This is a genomic window from Pseudomonas sp. H9 (assembly GCF_004353925.1).
GTDB lineage: Bacteria > Pseudomonadota > Gammaproteobacteria > Pseudomonadales > Pseudomonadaceae > Aquipseudomonas.
This window is the reverse complement of sequence record NZ_SMOK01000016.1, coordinates 104,004-118,588: the sequence shown is the minus strand read 5'-3', so window position 1 is coordinate 118,588 and position 14,585 is coordinate 104,004. Positions and strand designations below refer to the sequence as shown.

Annotated in this window: 13 protein-coding genes; 7 read left to right on the top strand and 6 right to left on the bottom strand. The window is 60.3% G+C overall.

Annotated elements, in window-relative coordinates:
• Nucleotides 1–747 precede the first annotated feature (747 nt).
• Nucleotides 748–3,003 carry a catalase/peroxidase HPI gene (katG, locus tag E1573_RS13915; protein WP_133214585.1) on the bottom strand — a complete coding sequence of 752 codons (2,256 nt, stop codon included), beginning with the start codon at nucleotides 3,001–3,003 and terminating at the stop codon, nucleotides 748–750.
• A gap of 350 nt (nucleotides 3,004–3,353) precedes the next feature.
• On the opposite strand from katG, the gene E1573_RS13910 reads away from it, so the two are divergent.
• From E1573_RS13910 to E1573_RS13895, 4 genes are all read left to right on the top strand, one after another.
• Nucleotides 3,354–3,815 carry a GNAT family N-acetyltransferase gene (locus E1573_RS13910; RefSeq protein ID WP_133214583.1) on the top strand — a complete coding sequence of 154 codons (462 nt, stop codon included), beginning with the start codon at nucleotides 3,354–3,356 and terminating at the stop codon, nucleotides 3,813–3,815.
• Between the two features lie 83 nt (nucleotides 3,816–3,898).
• A complete protein-coding gene (locus E1573_RS13905; protein WP_133214581.1) occupies nucleotides 3,899–4,567 on the top strand; it encodes an ABC transporter ATP-binding protein in 669 nt (222 codons plus the stop codon).
• Nucleotides 4,564–7,026: an ABC transporter permease gene (locus tag E1573_RS13900; protein WP_133214579.1), complete on the top strand. Its 2,463-nt coding sequence runs from the start codon at nucleotides 4,564–4,566 to the stop codon at nucleotides 7,024–7,026. Before E1573_RS13905 ends, E1573_RS13900 begins: the two co-directional genes overlap by 4 nt.
• Complete coding sequence (locus E1573_RS13895; protein WP_133214577.1) at nucleotides 7,016–8,080, top strand: lipocalin-like domain-containing protein; 1,065 nt, start codon at nucleotides 7,016–7,018, stop codon at nucleotides 8,078–8,080. The genes E1573_RS13900 and E1573_RS13895 overlap by 11 nt, the downstream gene beginning before the upstream one ends.
• A 19-nt stretch (nucleotides 8,081–8,099) precedes the next feature.
• On the opposite strand, the gene E1573_RS13890 is transcribed toward E1573_RS13895, so the two are convergent.
• Complete coding sequence (locus tag E1573_RS13890; protein WP_133214575.1) at nucleotides 8,100–8,543, bottom strand: NUDIX hydrolase; 444 nt, start codon at nucleotides 8,541–8,543, stop codon at nucleotides 8,100–8,102.
• 269 nt (nucleotides 8,544–8,812) lie between these two features.
• On the opposite strand from E1573_RS13890, the gene E1573_RS13885 reads away from it, so the two are divergent.
• Nucleotides 8,813–9,850 (top strand): ABC transporter substrate-binding protein, encoded by a 1,038-nt coding sequence (locus tag E1573_RS13885; RefSeq protein ID WP_133214573.1) that lies wholly within the window; start codon nucleotides 8,813–8,815, stop codon nucleotides 9,848–9,850.
• A gap of 85 nt (nucleotides 9,851–9,935) precedes the next feature.
• Here the strand turns inward: E1573_RS13885 and E1573_RS13880 are convergent, their stop codons facing one another.
• From E1573_RS13880 to E1573_RS13870, 3 genes are read right to left on the bottom strand one after another with little or no spacing between them, the layout of a single operon-like run.
• On the bottom strand, nucleotides 9,936–10,118 hold the full coding sequence (locus tag E1573_RS13880; protein ID WP_133214571.1) for a DUF1289 domain-containing protein: 183 nt from the start codon (nucleotides 10,116–10,118) through the stop codon (nucleotides 9,936–9,938).
• A complete protein-coding gene (locus tag E1573_RS13875; protein WP_133214595.1) occupies nucleotides 10,118–10,474 on the bottom strand; it encodes a hypothetical protein in 357 nt (118 codons plus the stop codon). Before E1573_RS13875 ends, E1573_RS13880 begins: the two co-directional genes overlap by 1 nt.
• 44 nt (nucleotides 10,475–10,518) lie before the next feature.
• Nucleotides 10,519–11,700, bottom strand: a complete 1,182-nt coding sequence (locus tag E1573_RS13870) for an MFS transporter (protein ID WP_133214569.1) — start codon at nucleotides 11,698–11,700, stop codon at nucleotides 10,519–10,521.
• Nucleotides 11,701–11,799: 99 nt separating this feature from the next.
• Between E1573_RS13870 and E1573_RS13865 the strand changes: the two genes are divergently transcribed.
• Nucleotides 11,800–12,258, top strand: coding sequence for a helix-turn-helix domain-containing protein (locus E1573_RS13865; protein ID WP_133214567.1), 459 nt, complete (start codon nucleotides 11,800–11,802; stop codon nucleotides 12,256–12,258).
• Between the two features lie 23 nt (nucleotides 12,259–12,281).
• Here the strand turns inward: E1573_RS13865 and E1573_RS13860 are convergent, their stop codons facing one another.
• Nucleotides 12,282–12,752, bottom strand: coding sequence for a GNAT family N-acetyltransferase (locus E1573_RS13860; protein WP_133214565.1), 471 nt, complete (start codon nucleotides 12,750–12,752; stop codon nucleotides 12,282–12,284).
• 94 nt (nucleotides 12,753–12,846) lie between these two features.
• Between E1573_RS13860 and E1573_RS13855 the strand changes: the two genes are divergently transcribed.
• Nucleotides 12,847–14,343: a PLP-dependent aminotransferase family protein gene (locus E1573_RS13855; RefSeq protein WP_133214563.1), complete on the top strand. Its 1,497-nt coding sequence runs from the start codon at nucleotides 12,847–12,849 to the stop codon at nucleotides 14,341–14,343.
• The last annotated feature ends 242 nt before the right edge of the window (nucleotides 14,344–14,585 follow it).

Below are 14,585 nucleotides of genomic sequence, written 5' to 3'. Positions count from 1 at the left end.
TACGGCGGGTCTCTTTTGTCTTGGCAAAAGGAACCAAAACCGCTCGCTCCTGCATCCGGCCCTAACCGTGGGAGCGGGCTTGCCCCGCGATTGGGTTTTGCAGGCTAAATCGCTTCGCGGGGCAAGCCCGCTCCCACCGAGATAAGCCCTCCAGTCACCTCCACTCGGCCTCCTGAAGTCGCTAAGTTACGGGCGGTGTCTGGGCGGGAGTATCTTCGATAGCTACAAGCTACAAGCTACAAGCTACAAGTGCGTGCGCGTTAGTCCAGACGCCGCAGGTTGCGACTTCAGGAGGGAACCCGAAGCGAAGCGTAGGGCCGCCGTAAGGGCGGAAGGGGCAAGTGGAGCCACCACACCGAATGGATAAGTTCACAATTCTCAGAGCCAAACCCAAACCTTCCCTGGCAATCCCTGAAGAGCCTTTATTCCTTACAACGGCGAGATAGTACCTAACGCACCAATGCCAATGGCGAGCACCAGAAAACCAACCACGAAAAGCGCAAGCTTGCCCATAGGAACTCCGATTTGAACAGGGAAGAGGCAACAGGCGCTGCTGTGTGCACAGCCACCTGATCAGGCACGCGGTGCAAATGAAAGGTGCCTTGTAGTGGCTACATTGTCGGAGTGTCAGTGTTTTCGTTACAGACGCAGATACGCTAGAAAAATACGGATCAGATGAAAAACACCCCACGCTGAACCTTCAGCGTGGGGTGTTTACAGTGACGCGATGACATTGCGTTGTTGCGCTTATCTCAGGTCAAAACGGTCCAGGTTCATGACCTTGGTCCAGGCCGCGACAAAGTCTCTGACGAACTTGTCGTTGGCATCGCTGCTGGCATACACCTCGGCCAGCGCGCGCAGTTGCGCATGCGAGCCAAACACCAGGTCAACCCGGCTGCCGGTCCATTTCAGCTCACCGGATTTGCGGTCGCGCGCTTCGTAGCTGTCGTTGGCGCTGGAGGTGGGTTTCCATTCCACGCTCATGTCCAACAGGTTTTTGAAGAAATCGTTGGTCAACTGCCCAGGCCGCGCAGTGAACACGCCCTGTGCATTCTGGCCAACGTTGTTGCCCAGCACGCGCAGGCCACCGATCAGTACAGTCATTTCGGGCGCGGTGAGGGTGAGTAGCTGCGCCTTGTCGACCAGCAAGGCCTCGGCTTTGACCTTGACCCCGGCTTTGACGAAGTTACGGAAACCATCGGCAACCGGTTCCAGCAAGGCGAACGATTCGACATCGGTTTGCGCTTGCGAGGCGTCGGTGCGGCCCGGGGAGAAGGGCACTACCAGGTTGTGGCCAGCGCTTTTCGCCGCCTGTTCCACACCAGCGTTGCCGGCCAGCACGATCAGGTCAGCCAGGGAGATTTTCTTGCCACCGCCCTGGGCATTGAAGTCATTCTGAATGCCTTGCAGCTTGTTCAGAACTTCGGCCAGTTGTGCAGGTTGGTTGGCTTCCCAATCTTTTTGCGGTGCCAGGCGCAGGCGGCCACCGTTGGCACCGCCGCGTTTGTCCGAACCTCGGAAGCACGACGCTGCAGCCCAGGCAGCCGATACCAGTTGCGCCACCGACAAGCCCGAAGCCAGTACTTTGGCTTTGAGCGCGGCGACATCGGCATCGCCGACCAGGGCGTGATCAACAGCGGGGACCGGGTCTTGCCACAGCAGTTCTTCGTTGGGCATTTCCGGGCCGAGGTAGCGCGACAACGGGCCCATGTCGCGGTGGATCAGTTTGTACCAGGCGCGGGCGAACGCGTCGGCCAGTTGATCGGGGTTGTCTTTGAAGCGCCGGGCGATGGGCTCGTAGATCGGGTCGAAGCGCAACGCCAGGTCGGCGGTGAGCATCCGCGGTTCCTGTTTTTTCGACGGATCGAATGCGTGCGGAATTTGCCCTGCACCAGCGCCGCCTTTGGGCTTCCACTGGTGCGCGCCGGCCGGGCTCTTGTCGAGTTCCCACTCAAAGCCGAACATGTTTTCCAGATACTCGTTGCTCCATTTCGTCGGTGTCGAGGTCCAGGTCACTTCCAGGCCGCTGGTGATCGCATCGGCACCGATGCCGCTGCCGAATTTATTGCGCCAACCCAGGCCTTGTTCTTCCAGGCCCGCCGCCTCGGGCTCAGGGCCGACGTTATCGGCAGGGCCGGCGCCATGGGTTTTGCCGAAGGCGTGGCCACCAGCAATCAGCGCCACGGTTTCTTCATCGTTCATGGCCATGCGGCCAAAGGTGTCGCGGATGTCCTTGCCGGAAGCAATCGGGTCCGGATTGCCTTCAGGGCCTTCAGGGTTAACGTAGATCAGGCCCATTTGCACCGCAGCCAACGGGTTTTCCAGATTGCGCTCACCGGAGCCGGTGCGGCTTTCCTGCTGGCTGGGAGGTGGTTCGGCAACCAGTGGTGCATCACCCGGCGGCTGGGCTTTGCCATAACGGGTGTCGCCACCCAACCAGACGGTTTCCGAGCCCCAGTACACGTCTTCATCCGGTTCCCAGACATCGGCCCGGCCACCGGAGAATCCGAAGGTTTTGAAGCCCATCGACTCCAGCGCTACGTTGCCGGTGAGCACGATCAGGTCGGCCCAGGAAATGTTCTTGCCGTATTTCTGCTTGATCGGCCACAGCAGGCGTCGGGCTTTGTCGAGGCTGACGTTGTCGGGCCAGCTGTTGAGTGGGGCGAAGCGTTGCTGACCGGAACCGGCGCCACCGCGCCCATCACCGATACGGTAAGTCCCGGCGCTGTGCCAGGCCATACGAATGAACAAGGGGCCATAGTGGCCGAAGTCGGCGGGCCACCAGTCTTGGGAGTCGGTCATCAGTGCCCGCAGGTCTTGCTTGAGGGCGGCAAAGTCCAGGCTTTTGAACGCGCTGGCGTAGTCGAAATCCTCATCCATGGGATCGGAGAGGCACGAGTGCTGGTGCAGGATCTTCAGGTTCAGCTGGTCGGGCCACCAATCACGGTTGGTGGTGCCGCCGCCAGCGGCATGATTGAACGGGCATTTTGACTCGTTTGACATGACTGTTTCACCTCTGGATGGACTCACCCCACAATCCGACCCGTTGCAGCAACCGGGTAGAGATGAGTGAAATCAACGACATAGGTTCAAGGCCAGCGGTTCAAACAACGAATCGGTGATGGCCATCACGGACGGTTCAGCATAGCGGCAATCTCGTTATCGGACAGGTGGAACACGGCGGGAGCGACGGCTATAGCCGCTGTATCAGCGCCCTCCCAGAAACCATCCGGCCGGATCAGTGCAGCGATAAATATAGGCTAGACGTGGCGAAGAGCGAGGGCTAATAGCGTCAGTATTGTGGGCTGATAGACTGGCTCTTTCAGATGTAAGTGACGAACTGGGAGTTGCCGATGCAGTCCACACCGACAATCCGCCGTGCCCGGCTGCAAGACGCCGCAGAGATTACTGCGCTGGTGAATGATGCTTACGCGCCTTACATCGCGCGGATCGGCAAAAAGCCAGCGCCGATGCTGGATGACTATCAGCAGGTGATCAGTGATGCCAGCGTCTTTGTAGTGCAAGCGAATGAACAGATTGCCGGGGTGTTGGTGGTGCAAGCGCAACACCGCGTGCTGCTGTTGAACAACATTGCTGTTGCACCCGGTTACAAAGGGCAGGGCATTGGCAAGCGCTTGATGATGTTCTGTGAGGACTACGCCCAGCGCCAGGGTTGTGCAGCGATCGAGCTCTATACCCATGAATTGATGACTGAGAACATCGCCATCTATAAAAAGCTCGGTTATGTGGAAACCCACCGGGCTACGGAAAATGGTTACGCGCGGGTGTTCATGCGCAAAACGCTTCCACACTAAACCTTCACTGAACCTTCACTGGGTCTGTGCGCCGTGTGGGAACGCTACGCTTGCTAGGAGTTGATGCATCGAGATAGCTGCCCATGCTGGTCGTCGAGCAATTGCACAAGTCGTTCTCTACCGCCCAGGGCCGGTTGCCGGTGCTGCAGGGCGTCGACTTACGCCTGGAGCGCGGTAGTAGCCTGGCGCTGATGGGCGAGTCAGGCAGCGGCAAAAGCACCTTGTTGCACCTGTTGGCGGGGCTCGACAGCGCAGACAGCGGCAGCATCCTCATCGATGGCCAGCCCCTCGACGGACGTTCGGAGGCTGCGCTGGCGCGCTGGCGGCGGGAAGGCATTGGCCTGGTGTTCCAGCAGTACAACCTGATCAGCAGCCTGGATGTGGCGGCCAATCTGGCTTTTCAGGCCAGGCTGGCCGGGCGTCTTGATACGCAGTGGCTGGATTATCTGACCCGGCAGTTGGGGCTGACGCCATTGTTGCAGCGTTACCCGGAACAACTGTCGGGTGGTCAGCAACAGCGCGTTGCCATCGGCCGGGCATTAGCCCCGCGCCCAGCATTACTGCTGGCCGATGAACCGACCGGCAGCCTTGATGAAGCCAGCAGCGATGAAGTGCTGGCGCTGATGCTGCAACTGGTGGCGCAAGCGGGTAGCAGTGTCTTGCTGGCTACCCACAGCCAGCGCCTGGCCGTGCGTCTGCAGCGGTGCTGCGTGCTGCAGGCCGGTCGCGTGCACAGCGAGCCGGGCGGATGAGTCCGCTATGGACGACCCTGCAGGCGCTGCTCAGTTACTGGCGCCGTCATCGCCTGCAGTGGTGCAGCATACTCACCGGTTTGTGGTTGGCCACTGCGCTGTGGACTGGCGTGCAGGCCCTCAATAGCCAGGCACGTAGCGACTACGCACGGGCCAGCGCGGTGTTGTCCGGCCCTGCCCAGACGCAACTGGTCGCGCGTGACGCTGAGCGTTTCGATCAGTCGCTGTACCTGCATCTGCGCGAGCTTGGCTGGACAGTGTCGCCGGTAGTGGAGGGGCGCTTGCGGATTGCCGCCAAGCCACCGCTGACGGTTCGCCTGATCGGCATCGAACCGCTGAGCCTGGCGCCCGCCACGCAGATTGCCGGTACGCAGGCGGATGACTTCGATGTGTGGGCGTTCATCGGCGCGCCGGGGCAGGCCTGGATCGGCCCGGACACCTTGCAGCAATTGGGGATGACCACCGCCGATCATGCCGTCAGCAGTGAAGGGCAGGCGTTGCCGCCGTTTGTGCTCAAGCCGCAGTTGGCGCCGGGTGTGATTATCGTGGATATCGGCCATGCGCAACGGTTGCTGAACGCGCCGGGGCAGTTGTCGCGGCTGTTGTTGGCAGACGACCGGTTGCCGTTGCCTGCAGCGGTTGCCGCGCGCCTTGAGCCTCAGCCATCCAGCGACGACGGCAGCCTGCAGCGCCTGACCGAGAGTTTTCACCTCAACCTTTCGGCGCTGGGCTTGCTGGCGTTCGTGGTCGGGTTGTTCATTGCGCATGCGGCGATCGGCCTGGCGCTGGAACAACGCCGTGGGCTGATTCGTACGCTGCGTGCCTGTGGTGTCAGTTTGGGTACGCTGCTGAGTGGCCTGGCCCTGGAGCTGGGGGCGTTTGCAGTGCTGGGCGGATTGCTTGGGGTGGCCAGTGGTTATGTGTTGGCAGCGTTACTGCTGCCCGATTTTGCCGCCAGCTTGCGTGGCCTGTATGGCGCACAGGTGGCCGGACAGTTGAGCCTGCCGGGCAGTTGGTGGGGGATCGGGCTGATGGTGAGTGTGCTCGGCGCGTTGATCGCAGGCGTCAGTAGTGTGTTGCGCGCTGCTCGCCTGCCGCTGTTGGCGCTGGGACAACCTCAGGCCTGGCGTATGGCCCAGGGGCCTTGGTTGCGGCGCCAGGCGATGTTGGCGGGGTTGTTGCTGCTGGTGGCGTTGGGCTGTTGGCGATTGGGTAGCAGCCTGCCCACGGCATTCGGTTTGCTTGCCGCACTGTTGCTGGCCGCCGCGCTGCTGTTGCCAAGTGTACTTGACCTCGCGTTGGCCGGTGCATCGGCTCTTTGTCAGCGGCCCTTGGCGCAATGGTTCGTCGCCGACTGTCGCCAGCAATTGCCCGCCTTGAGCCTGGCGCTGATGGCCTTGTTGCTGGCCCTGGCCGCCAGCGTCGGCGTCGGCAGCATGACCGAGGGCTTTCGACAGACATTCAATGGCTGGCTCAACCAGCGCCTGGCGGCCGACCTTTATGTCACTCCGCGCGAGGGTGCGCAGGCAATGCAGATCAACGACTGGCTGCGCGAGCAACCCGGTGTCAGCGCGGCGCTGCCCAGTTGGCGCCTGGAGCTGCGCGTGCAAGGCTGGCCGGTACAGGTTCAAGGCATTGTCGATCACCCGGCTTATCGCAGCCGCTGGCCGCTGCTCGAACACAGCTCGCAGGCCTGGGCACAACTGGCCAGTGGCCAGGCGTTGATGCTCAGCGAGCAACTGGCCCGGCGCCTGGCGGTGAACGTGGGTGATCGTCTGCAGTTGCCGCTTGAGCCCGCGCAGGCCATGACGGTGGTGGGCATCTATGCGGACTATGGCAACCCCAAGGGGCATGTGCTGGTCAACGCCGATTGGTTGCGCCAGCATCGGCCCGCACCCACCCTGAACGCGATCAGTGTGAACCTGGCGGCCGAGCGTGTGCCGTTGCTCAAGGCTGAGTTGCAATCACGCTTTGCGCTGGACGACAGCCGCGTCGTCGAGCAAAGCACGTTGAAGCGCTGGTCGACCGATGTTTTCAGCCGCACCTTTGCCGCAACGTCGGCGCTCAACAGCCTGACCCTCGGGGTGGCCGGTGTCGCCCTGTTCATCAGCTTGCTGAGCCTGAGCCAGCATCGCCTGGGGCAACTGGCACCGCTCTGGGCGTTGGGCGTCCGGCGCCGAAAGCTGGTTTGGCTAACGCTGGGTCAAACCCTGATGTTGAGCAGCCTGACTGTATTACTGGCGGTTCCGTTGGGCGTGTTGCTCGCCTGGTGCCTGGTGGCCGTGGTCAACGTGCAGGCGTTTGGTTGGCGCTTGCCGCTGCATGTGTTTCCCGAACAGTTGCTGCAGCTGGCCTTGCTTGGGCTGTTGACCAGCCTGCTGGCTAGTGCCTGGCCGTTGTGGCAACTGGCACGACGTCAGCCCAGTGAGCTGCTGAGGTCATTTGCCGATGAAACCTGAAGCCTGCTGTTTGCTCACCCTGATGTTGCTGAGCGGCTGTGATCAACCTGAGACGGCTGCCGACGGATTTGCCGGGCTCGGACAGCAGGCCAGTGACTTCGCGCAAGTGACGCGCGGCCACACCCTGGTTTTTCCACGCGACCATGGGCCACACACGGGCTTTCGAATCGAGTGGTGGTACATCACCGCCAACCTGCAGGACGCCCAGGGGCGGGCCTGGGGCGCACAGTGGACGTTGTTCCGCTCGGCACTGAGCAATGGCCCGGAAACCAGCAGTTGGGACAGCCCCAATTTATGGCTGGGCCATGCCGCGCTGACCGGGCCCGGCGGTCACCAGTCTACCGAGACCGCCGCACGTGGTGGCGTGGGCCAGGCAGGGGTTGAAGCCCAGCCGTTTCGTGCCTGGATCAACGGCTGGTCGCTGCAAGGGCAAGACGGGATCGAGCAGTTGCAGATGAGCGCCCGCGGCAGTGATTTTGCTTATCGCCTGAATCTGCACAGCACCGGGCCATTGGTGTTGCACGGCGATCAGGGCTACAGCGAAAAGTCCGGTCAGGGCCAGGCGTCGTACTACTACAGTCAGCCGTTCTACCAGGTCAGCGGCGAGGTCGAACGCGATGGCCAGCGCGTTGCCGTCACCGGTAATGCCTGGCTTGATCGCGAATGGAGCAGCCAGCCGTTGGCAGCTGGACAGTCGGGCTGGGACTGGTTCTCCCTGCACCTGGACAGCGGTGCGAAAGTGATGCTGTTTCGCGTACGAGAAACCCAGGGCACGCCGTACCACGCAGGCACCTGGATCAATGCTGCGGGGCAAGCCCAAACACTGCAAGGTGAGCAGATTCAGCTTCAGCCGCTGGCCTGGACCATTCAAGACAACGGCAAAAAACTACCGACTCGCTGGCGTGTGCAGGTCCCCCTGCATGGCCTGGATGTGCAGGTCGATGCCGTGCAGCCCAAGGCCTGGATGCACACCCGCTTCCCGTATTGGGAAGGCCCGGTGCGCATCAGCGGCAGCGAAGGGGGCAGGGGGTATCTGGAAATGACCGGGTGGTAGGAGCGGCGGTGCGGCGACCCTACAGCAATTTGGCGGCCTTGAGCAGGTCGTACAGCCCTTCAGGCACCAGCGGCGAGTCAGCGCTGAAGCTTGAGCTGTCACGCCAGGTGGCCTTGAACGGCGCACCATCGGATTCATGACCAATCAGCCAAGGTTGTTCGTAGAGGCTCGGATCGCTGAATTGTGCATCGAACACTTGCACAAACTCATGCCCGGGTTTGCCAGCGTAAGTGAAGATACTTTCCAGGGTGCCAAGCAGTTGAACCGCAGTGATCGGCTGGTTCAGCTCTTCCTGCACTTCCCTGGCAATGGCATCCACGCTGCGCTCCCCGAATTCGATGCCACCGCCGATAGGGCGAAACAGGGTCTTGTTGGCGTCGGCATCATGGAACTGGTTGACCAGAATCTTTCCTTGATGATGAAAAACGCACAGGGCGAGGGCGCGGATGCGGGGCGCTGACATGCTTCAAATTCCATTTCAGAGTGAAGGGCGCGCGACGATACGCGGGCGGCTATCAATAGGCAAATAGCAACAGGTCGGTCACTTGCGCGCCAAAGTTTAGCGGCTACTGATCTGAGCGTTAGAAAAGCAAGGTCTTACTACCGTTCCTTCCATGCCACCTTACGCCTCGAATGGAGCGAGACCCGGATGTCTCACGCCTGGGAAGGCTTGGTTAATCCCGGTGTCTTGAGTGATTTGCCATCACCCTTGGACAGTAGGAGATAACAATAATGATCAAGACTCTGAAATTCGCAGCGCTGGTAACGGGGTTAGCAGCTGCCAGTCACGGCCTTGCGGCCGACCTCACCATCGTATCGTTCGGTGGCGCCAACAAAGAGGCCCAGGTCAAGGCCTTCTACAAACCCTGGCAGCAAGCCAGCGGCAGCAAAATCATTTCCGGGGAATACAACGGCGAAATGGCCAAGGTCAAAGCCATGGTCGACACCCGTAGCGTCTCCTGGGACGCCGTGGAGGTGGAGTCCGCCGAGCTTGCCCGCGGTTGTGACGAGGGCATGTTCGAAACCCTCGACCCTGCACAGATTGGCCTCAAGAATGAAGACTTCGTCCCCGGCGCCATCCAGCCGTGCGGCATTGGCTTCCTCGTGTATTCAACGGTACTGGCCTACAACGCCAGTAAGTTGAAAGAGGCACCTACCAGTTGGAAAGACTTCTGGGATGTCGAGCGCTTCCCCGGCAAGCGCGGCTTGCGCAAACTGGCCAAGTCGACGTTGGAGTTTGCCTTGATCGCTGATGGTGTCCCACTGAGCGACGTGTACACGCTGTTGGCCACTGAAGCCGGCCAGGACCGCGCCTTCGCCAAGCTCGACCAGATCAAGCCGCACATCCAATGGTGGGAGGCCGGTGCGCAACCACCCCAATACCTCGCGGCCGGCGATGTGGTGATGAGCTCGGTGTACAACGGGCGTCTTTCTGCAGAGCAGCGCAAAACCTATGACCTGAAAATCGTCTGGTCGGGTGGGCTGTACGAGTTCGACTCGTGGGCCATTCCACGTGGCGCCTCACGCCAGGAGAAAACCCGCGAATTCATTGCCTTCTCGCTGGAGCCGCAGCAGCAGAAAAGCTTCGCCGAGCACATCGACTATGGTGCTGCCAACCTGCAGGCGATGGACCTGCTCGACAAGGCGCGCATCGCCGAGCTACCGACTGCACCGGAAAACCTTGCCCAACAGGTAGCGGTAGATGCCTTGTTCTGGGCTGATCACGGTGAGCATCTGGAGCAACGCTTCAACGCCTGGGCATCGCGCTAAGCGCGGCTGTAGGAACGGGCTTGCCCCGCGATTGCGGTGTGTCTGACACTCCGCTATCGCGGGGCAAGCCCGCTCCTACAGCGTACTAGCCGCGTGATTTTTTCAGTGCTTTCAAGCGCGCACTCGCTTTTTGCACAGCGGCCATTTTTTCCGGCCGCTTCATGCGTTTCCACTTTTTGATCTCTTCCTTGCTACGCCCGCAACTCACGCACAAGTCGCCACTCAGTTGGCAAACCGAGATGCAGGGGTTTTCGATTTCTTTAGCCATCAGCGCAATACACTTAGGCGTTTCTGCCAATCACCACCATGCGTACGCTGGCATTCTTCCTCGGAGTCGAAGCGGACAGTGTGGTCTGAAGGGATCAGGTGAATGTCGGCCTCTTGCAGCGCGATGGCGGTGAGTTCAAAGATGCGTGTCTTTGCCTTCGCCAGAGCGAGTTGTTTGTCGGCCAAAGTCTCAAACACCCAGATGATCTTCAGGGTTTCAGCCAACGCTTGCAGGTCAGCCGTGTGGGTGAGCCAGGTAAAACCTTTGATTTCGCCTTTTGCGGTTTCGCAGGCGTCGGTGAGTGTTGCAATCAACCGGCGTTCGATGCGCGCCAGTTCACGTTTGCCTGGGGGCATTGCGAGTTCCTGTGGAGATTTTGGAGAACGCGCCATTGTATACCTCAAACCTTTCGCCCATGTCGGTGGCAAAGCATCGCCGCAGCACTGATCGACGCCCCCAACAGGCTGACCGCATCCCATCCCCAGCGTGCATAAACCTGAGTCGCCGCCACTGCGCCGAGCGCACTACCGATTGAGTAAAAGCACATGTAAGCACCGACCATACGGCTTTGGGCGTCAGGGCGCGTGGCGAAAATCAAGCTCTGGTTGGTCACATGCACGGCTTGCACGGCGAAGTCGAGCAGGATCACACCGCAGGCAAGGGCCAGCAGCGAGGTCTGCGCGAAGCTGATGGGCAACCATGACAGTGTCAACAGGCCCAATGCCAAGCCGGTGACTTTCTGCCCCAGGCCTTGGTCGGCCCAGCGCCCGGCGCGTCTAGCCGCCAGGGCCCCGGCGACACCCGCCAGGCCGAACAGGCCGATGGCGGTGTGCGAGAGGGACAGCGGCGGGGCGCTCAAGGGTAGGACCATCGCCGTCCATAACACGGAGAATGCCGCGAAGATGAGTAACGCCAGCAGGCCGCGGGCCTGCAACACGGGTTCGCTCATCAGCAAGGTGAACAGCGAGCGAATGAGGCTGAAATATGAGGTGCGGGGCTGTGCTGGTGGGCTATCAGGCACCTTGTACCACAGCACTGCTGCAAGGCTGAGCATCAGCCCCGAAGACAGAAAATACACCGCGCGCCAACCCGCCAGGTCGGCGATCAAGCCTGAAGTGAAACGAGCCAGAAGGATCCCCAGGACAATGCCGCTGGTGACGGTCCCGACGGCTTGGCCTCGCTGTGAGGGTGTTGCCAGCACAGCGGTATAAGCCACCAGCACTTGAACGACCACAGCCATCAAGCCAACAACGGTCATGGCGCCGAGCAACGCCAGCCAGGCTTGTGCTGCACCGACGGCGGCGAGGGCAATGGCCGACAGCACAACCTGGCTCAGCATCAGCTGTTTGCGGTTGAGCAAATCGCCTAGCGGGACAATCAGCAGTAATCCTACGGCGTAACCGACCTGCGTCGCGCTAACCACGATGCCGATCATCGCGGGGGCGACATTCAGGCTCTCGGCCATCGAGTCAAGCAAGGGCTGGGCAAAGTACACGTTGGCTACCGCCAGCGCGCAGGTGACAGAAAAAAGCAGCGTGAGCATTGGGGAAAGGCCAAGCGGCAATCTGATCTCAGCTGTCATAACGCCTTTCCTGTCGGTAAACTGGTTTCAATTAGCAACTGGATTGGATTCTTGCGCAATCTGGTTTTAAATTGCAACCAGTTTTCGGGGGGTGAATCCATGAACGAAGACGAGCTTTCCCACAGCACTGAATGCCCGGTGGCCAGAACGCTAGAGGTCATTGGTGATCGTTGGTCGCTGATGATCATCCGCGACGCCTTTGACGACGTTCGCCGCTTTAGCGATTTTCAGAAGCACCTGGGCGTTGCCAAGAACATTTTGACAACGCGGTTGAAAGCATTGGTGGAGGTCGGGATATTCGACATCCGCCCGGCGTCGGACGGCAGCGCTTACAAGGAATATGTGCTGACACAGAAAGGGCGCGAAGTGTTTCCGATCATGGTTAGCATGCGCCAGTGGGGGGAGCGTCATCTGTTCAAACCGCATGAGACACGCTCGGTGTTGCTAGACAACGCCTCTGGGCAACCGCTCATGCCGATGGTGGTTCGCTCCGCGAGTGGTCAGCCCGTTGAGGCGTCTGACTGCCACCGCGTGAGGTGTCTGGCCGAGGAAGCTTGAGTCCACGGCCAAACCCAGCCCCTTTACGCCGTTGCATCCAGCGGCATTCTGTACTCGATCACGCCAGGCTTTTCGGCAATCCAGTCGTAAAGTCGTTGGGCGGTGTGATTGCTCTGCTGGGTGTGCCAGTAAAGCCGGTCACAGGTGTTTTCCCGGGCCTGACCTTGCACATACTCGATCAGTTTTTTACCGATCATCTGGCCCCGCACGCTGGGGCAGACGTACAGATCTTCCAGGTAGCAGAAATCATTGCAGCCCCAGGTTGAGCGGTGAAAAACGTAGTGGACGAATCCGTAGATGTTTTCGCCGTCGCAGGCGACTGCGCAGTGCACCGGTTCGTTGGCGTCGAAGAAGCGGCGCCAGGTTGTGCTGGTCGTCTCTGCGCTTAAATCCACGTTGTAGAACGCTTGATACTCAGCCCAGTACGGGTACCACTGGTCGAAGTCTTTTTTTACTACCGGGCGAATCGATAACTCCTGTTGTACGGCGGTCATGGTCAATCCTTAGTGACGGTGGAAACGGTGACTGATTTGTACCGTGACAATGGTATGGTTGAGCCATCCACTTGCCGCACCTAGAGCAGACCGCATGGCAACTGCATTTGAGCTGGACACGCTAAAGATCCGCATCAACGACAGCGAGTTTCAGCAACTGGATTTGCACCAGCGTATCCAACGGGCACTGCGCGCGCTGATACTTGAAGGTGTCTTGCAGCCGGGGGCAAAGCTTCCGGCAACACGTGGGCTGGCGACGTCGCTCGGGGTTGCTCGCGACACTGTCGAAAATGCCTATGTGCAACTGCATCGCGATGGTTACATCGTGCGTCGGGGAGGGTCAGGCAGTTTTGTCTGTGAGCGTCTGGGCCCGGAGTTGCGCGGCGCAGCCAAGCGACGGCTCAAAGTGCAAGCTCCTGAGCACCTGCAACTCGTGCCCGGCGAAGGCCTGAGCCAGCGCGGGCGGATGATCTTCGACAGCGGTGGTGTCAGCGACCAGCAAGTGGTCAAGGCATTTGCCACCGGGTTACCGGAAACCCGCAACTTTCCGGTTGCGGTGTGGGAGCGTTTACAGCGCCAAGTGGTGAAAGACTACCGTGCGCACATTTTGCTGCACGGTGACTCGCAAGGCGCTGAGCCACTGCGCAAGTCGATTGCCACCTACCTGAACCTTGAGCGCGGCGCGAAATGTTCACCTGAGCAGATTCTGATTTTGAGCAGCACTCGCCAGGCGCTGTTTCTTTGTGCGCAGTTGCTGGTAGATGCCGACAAACCGATCCTCATGGAAAATCCGGGCTATTTCGGCGCAAGGAAAGCGTTCCAGGCTGCAGAAGCCAGGGTCTTGCCAATTGATGTCGATGGGGCAGGGCTGCGCACCGATGTGCTGCTGGCCGACCGCAGCGGTGCTCAATGCGTGTACGTGACACCCTCTCATCAATACCCCACCGGCGTCACCCTGTCGCTGGAACGCAGGCTCGCGTTGATCGCCTGGGCTGCGCAGAAGCGCAAGTGGATCATCGAAGATGACTACGACAGCGAGTTTCACTATGAAGGGCAACCTACGGCCTGCGTGCAGGGCCTGGATACCTACCATCGAACCCTGTATGTCGGCACGTTCAGCAAAACCCTCTATCCAGGCTTGCGCATGGGCTACATGGTTTTACCCCCTGAGTTGGTCAAACCGTTCACCTATGCCCGCAGTGTGATGGACGGCCACACCCCTCAGACCCTGCAACTGACTTTGGCGCGGTTCATGGATGACGGCCATTACAACGCCCATGTCAGAGCGATGCGCAAACTCTATGCAGAACGTCGAGCGGTACTGCTCGATGCCATTGGCACGCACCTGAACGGCATTGTCACCGCCCTGCATCCACCGGGCGGGTTGCAGATTCCCTGCTTGCTGCATGCCGGTTGGTCAGAAGCCGACACACTCAAACAAGCCGCCAGCGTGGGCATTCAGCTGTCCGGGCTGAGCCGCCTGTACGCAGGGGAAGCGAAGCAGGAAGGCTGGTTGCTCGGCTACTCCTCGTTAACAGCGCATGAAATCGAATCAGCAGTGCGCCGCTTGGCCAAAGCCCTGGCCCAATAACCCCTCCCGATAGTGGGTGCAACTGTCTTACACACTCTGTGTGGGAGCGGATTCATCGAGGCGTCGAAGCGCCGCGAACACGGGCGATGCCCGTGCCATCCACCGCAGTGTTTGCTTCGCGGGGCAAGCCCGCTCCCACAGAGACTTTGAAACCCTGGTGGGAGCGGGCTTGCCCCGCGATACCCCCACATCCTCTCTCAACCTGTATCTCCCCTGGAGCGGCCATCGGCTGCCTGCTGCCT